Annotated in this window: 12 protein-coding genes; 11 read left to right on the forward strand and 1 reads right to left on the reverse strand. The window is 32.7% G+C overall.

The features are described from left to right. Positions 1–33: 33 nt before the first annotated feature. From D1815_RS19395 to D1815_RS19415, 5 genes are all read left to right on the forward strand, one after another. On the forward strand, positions 34–1110 hold the full coding sequence (locus D1815_RS19395; RefSeq protein ID WP_027393436.1) for a cytochrome c oxidase subunit II: 1077 nt from the start codon (positions 34–36) through the stop codon (positions 1108–1110). 48 nt (positions 1111–1158) lie between these two features. Continuing rightward, entirely contained in the window at positions 1159–2979 is a 1821-nt protein-coding gene (locus tag D1815_RS19400) for a cbb3-type cytochrome c oxidase subunit I (protein WP_108802235.1), read from the forward strand. Between the two features lie 166 nt (positions 2980–3145). Then, entirely contained in the window at positions 3146–3847 is a 702-nt protein-coding gene (locus tag D1815_RS23770) for a hypothetical protein (RefSeq protein WP_147404036.1), read from the forward strand. 183 nt (positions 3848–4030) lie between these two features. Next, positions 4031–5053, forward strand: coding sequence for a Holliday junction branch migration DNA helicase RuvB (gene ruvB, locus D1815_RS19410; RefSeq protein ID WP_027393439.1), 1023 nt, complete (start codon positions 4031–4033; stop codon positions 5051–5053). Between the two features lie 25 nt (positions 5054–5078). Then, complete coding sequence (locus D1815_RS19415; protein WP_118388955.1) at positions 5079–6407, forward strand: cytochrome P450; 1329 nt, start codon at positions 5079–5081, stop codon at positions 6405–6407. A 26-nt stretch (positions 6408–6433) separates the two neighbouring features. On the opposite strand, the gene D1815_RS19420 is transcribed toward D1815_RS19415, so the two are convergent. Beyond that, a complete protein-coding gene (locus D1815_RS19420; protein ID WP_027393441.1) occupies positions 6434–7066 on the reverse strand; it encodes a hypothetical protein in 633 nt (210 codons plus the stop codon). 88 nt (positions 7067–7154) lie between these two features. Here D1815_RS19420 and D1815_RS19425 point away from each other — a divergent pair, with 88 nt between their 5' ends. The 6 genes from D1815_RS19425 to ruvA all read left to right on the forward strand — a co-directional run bounded on the left by D1815_RS19425 (position 7155) and on the right by ruvA (position 15794). Next, entirely contained in the window at positions 7155–7598 is a 444-nt protein-coding gene (locus tag D1815_RS19425; protein ID WP_118388956.1) for a GNAT family N-acetyltransferase, read from the forward strand. Between the two features lie 226 nt (positions 7599–7824). After that, a complete protein-coding gene (queG, locus tag D1815_RS19430; protein ID WP_035085553.1) occupies positions 7825–8751 on the forward strand; it encodes a tRNA epoxyqueuosine(34) reductase QueG in 927 nt (308 codons plus the stop codon). Positions 8752–8950: 199 nt separating this feature from the next. Next, entirely contained in the window at positions 8951–10669 is a 1719-nt protein-coding gene (locus tag D1815_RS19435) for a sodium:solute symporter (RefSeq protein WP_027393444.1), read from the forward strand. Positions 10670–10684: 15 nt separating this feature from the next. Then, positions 10685–12628, forward strand: a complete 1944-nt coding sequence (locus D1815_RS19440; protein WP_118388957.1) for a trehalase family glycosidase — start codon at positions 10685–10687, stop codon at positions 12626–12628. A 139-nt stretch (positions 12629–12767) separates the two neighbouring features. Beyond that, the gene (locus D1815_RS19445) at positions 12768–15080 is read left to right on the forward strand and encodes an NADP-dependent malic enzyme (protein ID WP_027393446.1); all 2313 of its coding nucleotides are present in this window, start codon (positions 12768–12770) and stop codon (positions 15078–15080) included. A 132-nt stretch (positions 15081–15212) separates the two neighbouring features. Next, a complete protein-coding gene (gene ruvA / locus D1815_RS19450; RefSeq protein WP_091407910.1) occupies positions 15213–15794 on the forward strand; it encodes a Holliday junction branch migration protein RuvA in 582 nt (193 codons plus the stop codon). The last annotated feature ends 28 nt before the right edge of the window (positions 15795–15822 follow it).

Here is a 15822-nt window from a genome sequence, read left to right on the forward strand (position 1 = left end):
AAATTAGATCGTAAAAAAGAAGATAGATAAAAAATGACTGTATTCTTAACCATAGTAGTTATAGCACTTATAGGAATCTCCTTATGGCAGATGTCTAAAATATTGAAGTTATCTCAAGTTAAAGGAGCTGATAACTCTCAAGTAGCTAACGACAAGGATAATAACTTACAAGGTAAGTTAATGCTTGCTTTTGTTGTATTCATATATATCCTAACCATATTTTGCTTTGTTCAATATAATAGTTTTTTCCTTCCAGAATCGGCTTCTGAGCACGGGATTGAATACGATAGGTTAATGTTAATATCTATGGTGTTGATTATGTTTGTTCAGATCATCACTCAAGGATTGTTACATTTCTTTTCATATAAGTATAGAGGAAATAAAAATAACAAAGCATTATTCTTTGCTGATAATGATAAGTTAGAGTTTATTTGGACTATTATTCCTGTGATTGTTTTAGCAGGATTGATTATATATGGATTGTTTACTTGGACTGATATTATGAATATCGATGAGGAAGAAGGTGATCCGTTAATTATAGAATTATATGCATATCAATTTGATTGGAGAGCAAGATATTCTGGAGAAGATAATGTTTTAGGAAAGGCTAATGTTCGTTTTATAGAAGGTGTTAATACTTTAGGGTTAGATGCATCTGATTCTTATGGGATGGATGATAAAATAGTAAACGAACTACACCTTCCTGTTAATAGAAAAGTGATCTTTAAAATGCGTTCTCAGGATGTATTACATTCTGCTTATATGCCGTTTTTTAGAGCACAGATGAATGTAGTTCCTGGTATGATTACAGAGTTTGCATATACACCGATATTAACTTCTGATGAAATGCGTAATAGTGAGTTTATGGTAGAAAAAGTAGCCACTATTAATAAGATTAGAAGAGAAAAGAGCAAACAATTGGTTGCAGCAGGAGATGAAGCTTTAGAAAATTACGAATTTGATTACTACTTATTATGTAACAAGATTTGTGGTGCTTCTCATTACAATATGCAAATGAAGATTGTAGTGGAATCAGAAGAAGATTATAATGCTTGGTTAAAAACACAACAGACATTTAAAGAGCAATTATCTGCTCAAGCAAGCAACTAAGAAAGAGAAAAAGAGAAATTATTATATTTTTATTAAAAGAATAACTGTATGTCAGCAATAGCACACGTAGATGGTCACGCAGAAGATCACGATCACGGACATCATCATAAAGAGACATTTATAACTAAATATATTTTTAGTCAAGATCACAAGATGATTTCCAAGCAGTATTTGATTACTGGATTGATTATGGGAATCATTGGTATTGCAATGTCTTTATTGTTTAGAATGCAATTAGCATGGCCTGATCATAAATTTACTGTTTTTGAGGTCTTATTAGGTAAGTTTGGAGAAGATGGTGTAATGGACCCTAGTATGTATCTTGCTTTGGTGACGATACATGGTACGATTATGGTATTCTTCGTATTAACGGCAGGTTTAAGTGGTACATTTAGTAACCTTCTAATTCCATTGCAGATAGGTGCTAGAGATATGGCTTCTGGCTTCTTAAATATGGTTTCATATTGGTTGTTTTTTTTAAGTAGTGTAATAATGGTTTTATCTCTGTTTGCAGAGGCAGGACCTGCATCTGCTGGATGGACTATTTACCCGCCATTAAGTGCTTTACCGCAAGCTATCGGAGGTTCTGGTACTGGTATGACGTTATGGTTAGTATCTATGGCAATCTTTATCGCTTCTTCATTATTAGGTTCATTAAATTATGTGGTAACCGTAATTAATTTAAGAACAAAAGGGATGTCAATGACGCGTATGCCATTAACAATATGGGCATTTTTTGTAACAGCGATTATTGGTGTGGTATCTTTCCCGGTTTTACTTTCGGCGGCATTATTATTAATAATGGATAGAGGTTTTGGAACTTCATTCTACTTAAGTGATATTTATATTGCCGGAGAAGTATTGCATAACCAAGGGGGATCACCTGTACTTTTTGAACACTTATTTTGGTTCTTAGGTCACCCAGAAGTATATATTGTATTATTACCGGCTTTGGGTATAACATCAGAGATTATTGCAACGAATGCGCGTAAGCCTATATTTGGATATAGAGCCATGGTTGCTTCAATCTTGGCAATTGCATTTTTATCTACTATCGTATGGGGTCACCATATGTTTATTTCAGGGATGAATCCGTTCTTGGGATCAGTATTTACGTTTACAACTTTATTAATTGCAATACCATCAGCGGTAAAAGCGTTTAATTATATTACCACATTATGGAAAGGTAATCTGCAGCTCAATCCTGCAATGTTATTTTCTATAGGTCTAGTATCTACGTTTATTACTGGTGGACTTACAGGAATTATTCTTGGAGATAGTACGTTAGATATTAATGTACATGATACATATTTTGTAGTAGCGCACTTTCACTTGGTGATGGGTATCTCGGCATTGTATGGTTTATTCGCTGGAGTATATCACTGGTTCCCTAAGATGTATGGTAAGATGATGAATAAAAATCTTGGATATGTTCATTTTTGGGTAACAGCGATAGGGGCATATGGAGTTTTCTTCCCAATGCACTTTATTGGAATGGCTGGATTGCCACGTCGTTATTATACAAACAGTAATTTCCCATATTTTGATGATTTAGCGGATACCAATGTTTTAATTACTGTATTTGCTTTGATTACAGCAGCTGCACAATTGGTATTCCTTTATAACTTTATACATTCTATTTTCTACGGAAAGAAAGCGGTTCAAAACCCATGGAAATCTAATACTATGGAATGGACAACACCTGTAGAGCATATGCACGGAAACTGGCCTGGAGCAATTCCACATGTATATAGATGGCCTTATGATTATAGTAAAACTAGAGAAGATGGTGAGTATGTAATTCCTGGACAGGATTATGTCTCCCAAATCACTCCATTACAGGACGGAGAAGAGGAAATGCATCATTAACTGATCTATTATAAAAATGAATAAGCCCTTTTGAGTTAATCTCAAAAGGGCTTATTTATTTTTGAGGAGATTATTTTACTTTATTAATGGTATATAGAAGTATACTTAAGTAGTTTGTTAAGTATAATTTTAATGCTATTTTAGAGTATAAATAGAAAATTCAAAATTGAGCTACCTATCCTCGGCATATGTCTTTTGTTATATAAGTATTGTAGTAGTATTTTTTTGTGGGTTGTTTTATGGGAACTCAGTGTTGGTTTTTATAAAACCAATCTCTTCTTTAACACTGATTTGGATTTATTTTGACAATAGGAAGAAGGTAAGTGTGCTGTATCCATTAATTATCGGTATCATTATTATAAATGATGTTCTTGTTTTAAAGAATTTTGATCTTTATTTTGAATATATAAGCATATTATTGATGTTGTATTACTTTTTATGCTCGTACTTGTTACTGCCGTTTATTTCTTTAAAAGATATTAAGTATAAAGAAATGCTTTCTCCTTCTGTGGTAATAGGTGTATTATTAGTTATTTATCTTACTCTTTCTATTTTTAATATGACCATGCCTGGCTTTCAAGATGCTATTGGTTATGGTGTAATAATAGTTATTTCTCTACTCTACTTCTTAGGGTGTTGTTTTATTATTTACTTGAGAAATAAGTATCAATATTCTTACTACCTACTAATTGCAGCAAGTAGTTGTGCTTTAGTTAATGCTTTAGTTCCTATTCAAGAGTTATATTATAACAATGTCATTTTTGAAGCTATTATATATTCTGTAGATGTAATTGCTATGTTATTTTATCTAAAGTTCTTAGTAAGTACTAAGCCAATGGAAGAAACTAAAGGGTCTAATTTTATTTAGCATATAATTTATAGGATATCTATTACAAGGTATAATTTTAAGCTATTTCATTTGTCATATATTGAATTTAATAATTAAGTGTGTAAAGCATTGTTATATTAAAGCCGATCTTTCTTTTTCTAGTATATTTGTTTATGCGGTTAATATAATTCAGAATTCACTTTAAAAAATATACTTTTAGTAATGAACGAAAATTTGAATCCTTCAAGTGAAAATTACTCTAATGAAGATCTTGATATAGAAAGAGCATTAAGACCTCTTGCATTTGAGGATTTTGCGGGACAGGATCAGGTTCTTGAGAATCTAAAGATTTTTGTGCAAGCTGCTAATTTAAGAGATGAAGCTTTGGATCATACACTGTTTCATGGCCCTCCAGGTTTAGGTAAAACTACATTAGCGCATATTTTAGCCAATGAATTAGGAGTAGGTATAAAGGTAACATCCGGGCCAGTTTTGGATAAACCAGGTGATTTAGCAGGTTTGTTAACCAATCTTGATGATCGAGATGTTTTATTTATAGATGAGATTCATCGATTAAGCCCAATAGTTGAAGAGTATTTATACTCGGCTATGGAGGATTATAAGATTGATATAATGATCGAAAGTGGTCCTAATGCAAGAACAGTACAGATTAATTTAAATCCTTTTACATTAGTTGGAGCAACAACTAGGTCAGGTCTTTTAACAGCACCTATGAGAGCTCGTTTCGGAATTCAATCTAGATTACAATATTATACAACCGAATTACTTGCCACGATTGTCGAAAGAAGTGCTCATATATTAAATGTTCCTATTTCATTAGAAGCGGCTATAGAAATAGCAGGTCGCAGTAGAGGGACTCCTAGGATTGCTAATGCGTTATTGCGTAGAGTACGTGATTTTGCACAAATTAAAGGTAATGGTAAGATTGATATAGAGATTTCTAAATTTGCCCTTAAAGCGCTCAATGTGGATGCTCATGGACTAGATGAAATGGATAATAAAATTCTTACGACATTAATAGATAAGTTTAAAGGTGGTCCGGTTGGGATTACCACGTTGGCTACAGCTGTAAGTGAAAGTGCTGAAACTATTGAAGAAGTTTATGAACCTTTTTTGATTCAACAAGGGTTTATTATGAGAACACCAAGAGGTCGAGAGGTTACAGAAGCAGCTTATAAACATTTAGGACGAGTAAAAGGAGGAATCCAAGGAGGATTGTTTTAGTCTTATAATAAAAAGTATTAAAAATATGCCAGTCCCTAAAGTCTCTTTTTATAAAGTTCTTAAGAATGCTAAAAATATTCTTAGTAACCCATTGCCATTTCATAATAAGAATTTTGAAAAACATGGAGATATTTTCGAAGTTAATTTAGGATTTGGTAATTCTGTTATTTTTACCAGAGATGCAGGTTTTGCAAAACATATGTTGCAAAATCAACATAGAAAATATTATAAATCTCCACTACAAACTAAAGACTTAGGAAAGTATATAGGTAATGGTTTGTTAACTTCCAATGGAGATCATTGGTTAAGACAACGGAGACTGATACAGCCAGCATTTTATAAAAAGAAAATAGATGTAATTGCAAAAACCATTAGAGAAACCATATGCGAAGAACTGTCCAGAATAGAGCCTAATGTTTCTATGGATATTTATCCGTTAATGAATGATTTGGCTTTTAAGGTAGTAGCAAAATCATTGTTTAGCTATACCGATACTGGGAATACTATGGCTAGATTACAACATATAACGGAAGCTGCGCAAAAATCCTTAATTAGAGAAATTAGACAGCCATATAAAAGATGGTGGTTTTATCTTAGTGGTCAAATAAAAAGCACACTTACGTTAACCCAGGAAGCAAGAGATATATTGAATACCATTATTGAAGAAAGACGAAGATCTGAAGATACATATGATGATCTTTTGGACATGTTGTTAAGTTCTAAATATGAAGATGGTAGTTCGATGGATAATGAAAGATTGATAGATGAGATATTGATTTTGTTTGTTGCAGGACACGAAACTACTTCTAATGCATTATCTTTTTGTTTAAGCTTGTTAGCATTACATCCCGAAATTCAGGAATCAGCATATACAGAAATTGCGAAATATGACGGACAAGAATTATCCTTAATGGAGCAATTCGAGAAGAGTAAATATGTTGCTCAATGTATTGAAGAATCTATGCGTTTGTACCCGCCAGCATATTTCTCGGATAGAGTAAATATTGAGAAAGATGAGTTTAATGATATAGAATTGTCAAAAGGTACGACAGTGCTTATCTCATTTTTTGAGATACATAGACATAAAGATTTCTGGGAGAATCCTACTGTTTTTGATCCAGATCGTTTTCATCCTGATAATAAAAAGAAATATTCTGATTGGTATTTTCCTTTTGGTGCAGGACCAAGGATGTGTGTAGGTAGTAATTTTGCGATGTATGAAATGATTTATGCAGTTAGTGAATTAATCAGAAAATATAAAATTTCTACATCCATATCAGAAATTGAGATTAAGCCATTGATTACTTTGAAACCAGTAAATGCAATTCTGAAGTTTACTCCAAGAAATAAATAATAAATCAGTAGTATCTTTAAAAAGAATTACCATAGATGGAACAAACATCCGAGTGTTCTATGGTAAGTGATTAGTTTCTTTTCAGCCTTTCGTAATTGGTTGTATTTGTCAAGAATTTCGACTGCAGCCTCCTTACATGGTGCTTTTTTGTAAAGGGTAAGCTTATTTAAATAAGCATCTTTAATCCAAGACTCTCCATCACTTGGGAGCATTCTTGTAAAACAATTTAATGAATTCATTTTGGGACTAAAAATACTTAGGTCCTCTTGAATCTCTGTAATTTTCTCAGCTCCAAATTTTTGAACATTTTTACTTTCAAAACTTTTTGTGTTGTATTTAATGATATAGTTGAACACAGCATTTGTTTTTAGTGAGTCATTCTCTATATAATAATATTCAAGAATTGTGTCCTCATAAGCGTGGGGCTTATAGGCGTGAATAATAAAACGAAGTTTTTCATTTTCTCGATAGTAGTCGATGGTTCCGAAGAAATTTTCGGAGCACTTATATCTCTTGTATGTATTATTAATTGTTGAATCTTTGCTAGCAATACGGTGTAAGAATTCAAAATAGTTATCTTGTTCAGAAGCTGGAAATTCTTGTTGACAATAACCAAAATGTATAATAAAAAAGAAAGTATATAAAAAGAGTTGTCGCATGTACTTGAATAATTGATGTCTAAAGATACAATTTGCCAAATGAATATAGAGTTGTTTTATCTTTGTGTTGTATGTAAGTCAAGTAAATATGAAAACAGTCACAGTAGTTCAAGCTGACAAAAATGAAATCGAGTGGATTAATTCGAAGTATGCTGAAATTGGTTTTGTAAAATCTAATTACGATAGTGAATTTATTGTTATTGCTAAGGTCGGGAATAATAACGCTGGACTTGGAAGGTTAGTAAAGATTGATGAAAAAAATATCGAACTTGGAGGGATTTATACATTTCCTGATTTTCGAGGTTTAAAGGTTGCTGAAAATATTGTGAGCAATCTATGTGACAAAAATCCTTACAAAGAGTCTGTAGTTTGGTGCTTACCATTTGAAAATCTACTAGGTTTTTATTCCAAATTTGGATTTAAGAAACATAAAAAAGATGTTGTTCCTCAAGAAGTGAATAAAAAACTCGAATGGTGTAACTCGGATGATAAGTATGACAAAGAAGTAATACTTCTTTGTAAAAATAAATAAGCTTACAAACTAAACTATAGTTCCGTGATAGAGAGGTTAGTTTTCAACCAAAATATTAGGGGTTATTTGCAAAGTATCCAAATCTTTATGATTTAGTATTAATAAAAGAAGAATAAAAAAATAAAATAAAGTGATTTGGCTTGTAGCTAAACCGGAAGTAATCGTTTATTTTCTACACAACTTGCCATATATTTAAAGCTTTCAAAAACGTTTTCATATACTGCTTATGATTAATAAATCTGAAACATATGCATCTTTGATAAAAGCCGAAGCTAAACGCCTTGGTTTTTTATCTTGTGGTATAAGTAAAGCAGAGTTTTTAGAAGAAGAAGCACCTAGGTTAGAAAAATGGTTGCATAAAAATATGAACGGACAAATGTCATATATGGAGAATCATTTTGACAAACGGCTCGATCCGACAAAGTTAGTTCCGGATTCTAAAAGTGTAATATCATTACTTCTTAATTACTTTCCTTCCGAGACGCAAAAAGATTCAGATGCTCCTAAGATTTCCAAATATGCTTACGGTCAAGATTACCATCATGTGATTAAATCAAAACTGAAACAACTCCAAGAATTTATTTCGGAAGAGATAGGCGATGTCTACGGAAGAGCTTTTGTTGATTCCGCTCCAGTATTGGATAAAGCTTGGGCAGCAAAAAGTGGATTAGGATGGATTGGTAAAAATAGTAACCTGCTTACTCAAAAAGTTGGGTCATTTTATTTTATAGCAGAATTGATTATTGATTTGGAGTTGGTATATGATACACCCGTTACAGATCATTGTGGAACATGTACTGCTTGTATAGATGCATGTCCTACTCAGGCTATTGTAGATCCATATGTGGTAGATGGTAGTAAATGTATTTCTTATTTTACAATTGAATTGAAAGAAGAGATTCCTTCGGACTATAAGGGAAAATTTGATAACTGGATGTTTGGTTGTGATATATGCCAAGATGTATGTCCTTGGAATCGTTTTTCTAAATCACATAGTGAACCGCTTTTTAATCCTAAACCAGAATTGTTAGAGATGACAAAGAAAGATTGGGAAGAAGTTACCCAAGAAGTTTTTTCTAAAGTTTTTCAAAAATCCGCAGTGAAACGAACTAAATTTTCTGGCTTACATAGGAACATCCAATTTTTAAAATAAATATGTTGATTGTTTGACGATTTGATAATACAAACGGTTGTATATATTGTTTTACCTGTTTTTGGTATCAAAACGTTAATAATTTTTTAAGAAACTTGTATATTCATTGGATTTTTAGCTAAAATATTGACTAATTTTAACTTGTCTTATTGTTTAAGTTAAGATTCTAATACAGTATCAAGTACTAAACATTTCACACATGAATGAATTATCTTATATCGACATTACAGTAATTGTAGTGTATCTCATCGGAATTATTATATACGGAATATCAAAATCAAAAAGGGGAAGTTCAGAAGATTATTTTTTAGGCGGAAGAACAATGACTTGGCCAATTGTAGGTATTGCATTGTTTTCTGCAAATATTTCTAGTTCTACCTTAGTTGGACTTGCATCTGATGCTTATCAGACCAACATTAATGTTTATAATTATGAATGGTATGCGGTTGTAGTACTGATTTTTTTCGCAATATTCTTTCTTCCTTTTTATTTACGATCCGGAGTTTATACAATGCCAGAATTTTTAGAGCGAAGATATGATAAGAGGTCTCGTTATTATTTTTCATTTATCACCGTAGTCGGTAACATTTTAGTGGATACTGCAGCGGGACTTTATGTAGGTAAAATTGTATTGACACTATTGTTTCCATCCATGGATTCTACATTAATCTTGGTTATTTTGGCAGTTGCGGCTGCAGCATATACTATTCCAGGTGGATTGAATTCTGTAATTCAAACAGAGGTTATTCAGGCAATATTGCTTATTATTGGTTCCTGTCTGTTAACATATTTTGCTTTTGATCAATTAGGAGGAGGATGGTCAGGAATGATGGCAAAATTGGATACTATGTTATCTGCTGGAGATGTTAATTTTGGGAATCGCTTAGATGAAGGGAAATATATACCAGCCAATGCTGATGAAGTATTTAGTTTAGTCAGGCCTAGTAATGATGAGTTTATGCCTTGGTGGGGTTTGTTAACAGGAGTCCCTTTATTAGGGTTCTATTTTTGGGCAAATAATCAATTTATGGTGCAACGTGTTTTGGGAGCAAAGGACCTTAATCATGGTCGTTGGGGAGCATTGTTTGCAGGATTTCTAAAATTACCAGTGATTTTTATTATGGTGGTTCCGGGTGTATTAGCATTACTGCTATTTAGTACTTTGGATATTACTAGTTTGAACTATACGTTAACCGATGGAACTATTTGTAACAACCTTTCTGATTGTCCAAATCTTACATATCCAGTTTTATTATTTCAATTATTACCAGTGGGAGTTTTAGGTTTGGTAGTAGCAGGACTAATGGCAGCAATGATGTCATCCGTTTCTGCGACATTTAATTCTGCGTCAACTTTGGTTACTATGGATTTTGTGAAACAGCTAAAACCTGAACTTACCAGTAAGCAACTAGTGAGAGTTGGACAAATTACAACAGTCATTTTAGTAGTTTTGGCTATTTCTTGGGTTCCATTTATCGAAAGTGTAAGTGATTCTTTGTGGACGTATTTGCAGTTAGTGATTGCTTATACATGTCCTCCAGCAGTTTCTACTTTTGTATTAGGTCTTTTTTGGAAGCGGGCTAATGGAAACGGTTCAATTGTAAGTTTATTAACAGGTTTTTCTTTGGCTGTGTTTATGATTTTATCACAAACTTTTGATTGGATACCTGTTATAAATGAATTACATTTCTTGGCAAAAGCTACTTGGTTATTTGTTATATGTGTCATTCTTCATATGATTGTAAGTTTGATGACAAGAGCACAATCAGAAGAGCAAATAAAGGAGTATACTTATAAAAAGGAAATGTTTAAAGAAGAATCTAAGGAGCTAATAGGTTTACCTTGGTATAAAAATTATAGAATTTTATCTGTAATACTTTTGGTAATAACGGCTCTTGTAGTTGGTTTTTTCTGGTAAATTAAATAATTAAATATGCGAAATTTTAGGTTTAGAGTTCTAACAACGTGTTTACTTTCGGTATTCCTTTTTAATTGTAATAATGATAAGAAAATTGAATATTTAGGTCATCAACAAACACTTGACAAGTTGATTCTACAAGAAGATACAGATGGTGATAAGAAAATAACCATTGATGATAAAGGCCCTAAACAATTCGAATTTATTGATTCATATGGAGAAGTAAATTTGATAAAGGGGACTTATCATTTGTCTAATTTGCTTCAAGAGTTGGCTATTGCAGATCAGAACGATACTATTTCTTTGGATCGAATTATTGAGTCTCCAAGTAGTCGAATTTCAAGATTAATTAAAACTAGATATTGGGATAATCTAACAAGATCAGTGGATAAAAAAGGATTAGCAAAAGTATTAGAGGATACTAAATCAGAAACTGATACTTTTAGGCTTTATGTGCCATTTAATGATCAAGAAGCAATTACTTATTTCGAAACTATAAAATCAGATATTCCAAAGTTAAAAGTTATAACGCTACCAGAGAATATTACTCCGTCATATGTAAAAACATTAAATAAAGTTTCTGGAATATTAAATCTAGCCCATAAGATAGATGAAAGCGGAAATTATAAAGCAAAACCTTTCGTAGTTCCTGGAGGAAGATTTAATGAAATGTATGGCTGGGATAGCTATTTTGAGTCTGTTGGATTATTAATTGATGGTCGAGAAGATTTAGCCATGTCTATGGCGGATAATTTTGGGTATCAGATTGAACATTATGGTAAAATCCTTAACGCTAATAGAAGTTATTATCTTACCAGAACACAACCTCCATTTTTTAGTTCTTTAGTAAGAGAAATATATCAGAAGAATCCAAACGTATCAAGAAACTGGTTGTCAGATAATCTAAAAATGGTGATTAAAGAATATGAAACTGTTTGGTCAGAAAAAGATGTTCGTTTAACAAGTACTGGGTTAAGTCGTTTCTATGGAGAGGGAATTGGGATTCCACCAGAAACAGAAAAAGGACATTTTGATTTTATATTAAATAAGTATGCAGCAAAACATAAGCTTAATTTAGATGAGTTTGTAGAGAAATATGATTCAGGCGAAATTATAGATGAAGAACTTGATTTGTATTTTACCCATGATAGATCAATGAGAGAAAGCGGACATGATACTTCTAATAGATTAGATGATGTGTGTGTGCATTTAAATACTGTAGGGATTAATAGTCTTTTGTATAAATACGAACAGGATATAGCATATTTGATAAGAGAAGCATTTCAGGATAAGTTTAGTATTGATTCTAAAGAATTTTCATCTGACTTTTGGTTAGAAAAAGCAGAGAAAAGAAAAAAGATAATGAATGATCTGTTGTGGGATGAAGAAAAGAAGGTGTATTATGATTATAATTTTGTGTCTAAAACACAACAAAAGATAGAATCAGCAACTAATTATTATCCGCTTTGGGCTGGATTAAGTAGTAAAGATCAGGCTGCTTCATTGGTAGAAAGTTTGTTTAATAATTTAGTTCAAAAAGGGGGTGTTGCAGCAACTACAGATATCTCTAATAAAGAAGATCCGAATGCACCACAACGTCAATGGGATTATCCTAATGGTTGGGCACCACATCAGATGATGATATGGAGAGGTCTTATAAACTATGGTTATGAAAAAGAAGCTCAAGAATTGGTTTATCGCTGGTTATGGATGATTACAAAAAACGCCGTTAATTATAACGGAACTATTCCCGAAAAGTATGATGTAGTAAAATGTACGCATAAAGTATATGCAGAATATGGCAATGTCGGGACAGAATTTGATTATATAACTCCAAGTGGATTTGGGTGGATGAACGCATCTTATCAATTAGGATTAAATATTTTAGATGAAAAATTAAAATCCCAATTAGATCAGTTAGTAGATCCTAACGATATATTTAGTAAAAGAGGTAAATAATTATATAATCTACAATATAATTCACAAAAAACTACAAAGTTTTTTGAAACCTTAATTTTTTTAAAGATTACCTAGTTTTGTCTTTTGCATCTCGCATAGACTTGTACCTTTGTATAGCACACAATTTTATTGATATAATATGAGTATCGAAAGTAAACGAAGAGAAGCGCTAATTTATCATGCGAAACCCACTCCTGGTAAAATCAAAGTAGTACCTACAAAAAAATATGCAACTCAAAGGGATTTGTCATTGGCATACTCTCCTGGTGTAGCAGAACCTTGTTTAGAAATTGAAAAAGATACAGCAAATGTATATAAGTATACTGCAAAAGGAAATTTAGTAGCGGTAATATCTAACGGTACTGCTGTTTTGGGACTAGGTGATATTGGTCCAGAAGCTTCTAAGCCTGTTATGGAAGGAAAGGGGTTGTTGTTTAAAATTTTTGCAGATATTGATGTATTTGATATTGAAGTTGACACTAAAGATGTAGATGCATTTATTGAAACAGTAAAAAATATAGCACCTACTTTTGGAGGAATCAATCTAGAGGATATTAAAGCTCCAGAAGCGTTTGAAATAGAGAGGCGTCTAAAAGAGGAACTAGATATTCCGGTAATGCACGATGACCAACATGGAACAGCTATTATTTCTGCCGCAGCCTTGTTAAATGCACTAGAAATCGCTGGAAAGGATATTGATAAAGTTAAAATAGTGGTTAGTGGAGCTGGAGCTGCAGCAGTTTCTTGTACAAGACTATATAAAGCTTTTGGAGCAAAAGCTGAAAATATAGTAATGACTGATAGTAAAGGTGTAATTCGTAAAGATCGAGATAACCTAACTCCAGAAAAAGCAGAATTTGCAACAGATAGAAATCTTGATACCCTTGCAGATGCTATGAAAGATGCTGATGTGTTTATAGGCTTATCTATGGCTAATTTAGTGGATCCAGAAATGTTGTTGTCAATGACTAATGACCCTATTGTATTTGCCATGGCAAACCCTGATCCAGAAATAAGATATGATTTAGCGGTACAAACGCGTAAGGATATTATTATGGCTACAGGAAGAAGTGACCATCCTAATCAGGTAAATAATGTTCTTGGTTTTCCATTTATATTTAGAGGAGCATTAGATGTAAGGGCAACTGGTATAAATGAAGAAATGAAAATGGCGGCTGTAAAAGCGCTGGCGGATTTGGCTAAGGAACCAGTGCCAGAGCAAGTAAATATAGCATACGGAGAAACTAGACTTAATTTTGGTAGGGATTATATTATACCAAAGCCTTTTGATCCTAGATTGATAGCCAAAGTTCCTCCAGCAGTTGCTAAAGCTGCAATAGAAAGCGGCATAGCTACAGAACCGATCGAGGATTGGGATAAGTATGAAAGTGAGCTCTTAGAACGAATGGGGAATGATAATAAATTGGTGAGATTGTTAATGGATCGCGCCAAGCTAAGCCCCAAAAGAGTTGTTTTTGCAGAAGGAGATCATTTAGATGTTTTAAAGGCAGCACAAACAGTAAAAGAAGAAGGAATAGCTTTTCCAATATTATTAGGTCGTAAAGATATTATTGCAGAACTAATGAAGGAGCTTGATTTTGATCCTGCTGGGGTTACTATTATCGATCCTAAGGCAGATGAAGAAATTGATAGAAAAAACAGGTATGCTCAGAAATATTGGCAAGATAATAGCCGAAAAGGAATAACTCTTTATGGAGCTCAAAGATTGATGCGAGAGCGTAATTACTTTGCTGCGATGATGGTTAATGAAGGTGATGCGGATGCATTGTTGTCAGGATATTCTCGAAGTTATCCAACAGTATTAAAGCCAATATTAGAGCTTATTGGATTGGCAAAAGGAGCTACTAGGATTGCTACCATGAATGTAATGATGACGAATAAAGGACCATTGTTTATTAGCGATACTTCTATTAATATTGATCCTACTTCTAAGGAGTTAGCGAAGATAGCTCAAATGACGGCAAGAACAGTAGAGATGTTCGGTGTTGACCCCGTTATAGCGATGATATCCTACGCTAATTTTGGATCTTCAAAACATCCTAATGCTTCTAAAGTAAAAGACGCAGTTTCATACTTACATCGTTATTATCCTAACTTAGTTGTGGATGGAGAATTGCAAATGGATTTTGCTTTAAATCGAGATATGCGAAAAGATAAATTCCCTTTCTCTAAGCTTAACGGTCGTAAAGTGAATACTTTAGTTTTTCCTAATTTAGATTCTGCCAACAGTACGTATAAAATGCTGAAAGAATTAAATAACTCAGAATCCATAGGACCGATAATGATGGGAATGAAAAAACCAGTTCATATACTTCAGTTAGGTGCTAGTGTAGAAGAGATGGTTAATGTAGCAGCGGTTGCTGTAATAGATGCCCAGGAAAAGGAAAAAAGAGAAAAAGAAATGTTCTCACTTACGTCGAGTGATGTATAGTTGTTAAGTGATATTTACAAAATTTTAATAGTAAAATAAGCTTCAAAAAATATAAGTTTTTGAAGCTTATTTTTTTAAACGGTTTTGTAGGATAATTTTCTTACTTTTGGATGCTTAACACTCATTTGACTAATGATTACACAAATCAAGGGGCGACTTGTAGAAAAAAATCCAACAGACGTAGTAATAGATTGTAATGGTGTCGGATATCTTTTACATGTTTCATTACATACATTCTCTTTAATTCCAGATCAGGAAGTTTTACAATTATATACACATTTACAGGTAAAAGAGGATTCTCATACATTGTTTGGTTTTGCAGAAAAATCAGAACGTGAGATTTTTAGACTTTTGATTTCTGTTTCAGGAATTGGGGCAAGTACAGCAAGAACTATGCTTTCTTCTTTGCATCCAGATCAGATAAAAGATGCTATAGCATCTAATGATGTAGCGACCATACAATCTATAAAAGGAATTGGAGCGAAAACGGCCCAACGTGTAATTATTGATCTAAAAGATAAAATTCTTAAAGTTTATAATATTGATGAACTTTCTGTATCCCAAAACAATACTAATAAAGATGAAGCGTTATCTGCATTAGAAACCCTTGGATTTAATAGAAAACAATCAGAAAAAGTTGTTGATAAAATTCTTAAGGTTAGCCCCGACGAAACAGTAGAAAATATTATTAAACAAGCACTAAAAAATTTATAAAAACATTGAGTTCATTACATTCCTTATA

This window comes from Aquimarina sp. AD1 (assembly GCF_003443695.1).
GTDB lineage: Bacteria > Bacteroidota > Bacteroidia > Flavobacteriales > Flavobacteriaceae > Aquimarina > Aquimarina latercula.

Bases quoted from the DNA above. Each gene is read 5' to 3' on its own strand.
- D1815_RS19395 (WP_027393436.1), top strand. From the start codon at position 34: ATGACTGTATTCTTAACCATAGTAGTTATAGCACTTATAGGAATCTCC.
- D1815_RS19400 (WP_108802235.1), top strand. From the start codon at position 1,159: ATGTCAGCAATAGCACACGTAGATGGTCACGCAGAAGATCACGATCAC.
- ruvB (WP_027393439.1), top strand. From the start codon at position 4,031: ATGAACGAAAATTTGAATCCTTCAAGTGAAAATTACTCTAATGAAGAT.
- D1815_RS19415 (WP_118388955.1), top strand. From the start codon at position 5,079: ATGCCAGTCCCTAAAGTCTCTTTTTATAAAGTTCTTAAGAATGCTAAA.
- D1815_RS19420 (WP_027393441.1), bottom strand. From the start codon at position 7,066: ATGCGACAACTCTTTTTATATACTTTCTTTTTTATTATACATTTTGGT.
- D1815_RS19425 (WP_118388956.1), top strand. From the start codon at position 7,155: ATGAAAACAGTCACAGTAGTTCAAGCTGACAAAAATGAAATCGAGTGG.
- queG (WP_035085553.1), top strand. From the start codon at position 7,825: ATGATTAATAAATCTGAAACATATGCATCTTTGATAAAAGCCGAAGCT.
- D1815_RS19435 (WP_027393444.1), top strand. From the start codon at position 8,951: ATGAATGAATTATCTTATATCGACATTACAGTAATTGTAGTGTATCTC.
- D1815_RS19440 (WP_118388957.1), top strand. From the start codon at position 10,685: ATGCGAAATTTTAGGTTTAGAGTTCTAACAACGTGTTTACTTTCGGTA.
- D1815_RS19445 (WP_027393446.1), top strand. From the start codon at position 12,768: ATGAGTATCGAAAGTAAACGAAGAGAAGCGCTAATTTATCATGCGAAA.
- ruvA (WP_091407910.1), top strand. From the start codon at position 15,213: ATGATTACACAAATCAAGGGGCGACTTGTAGAAAAAAATCCAACAGAC.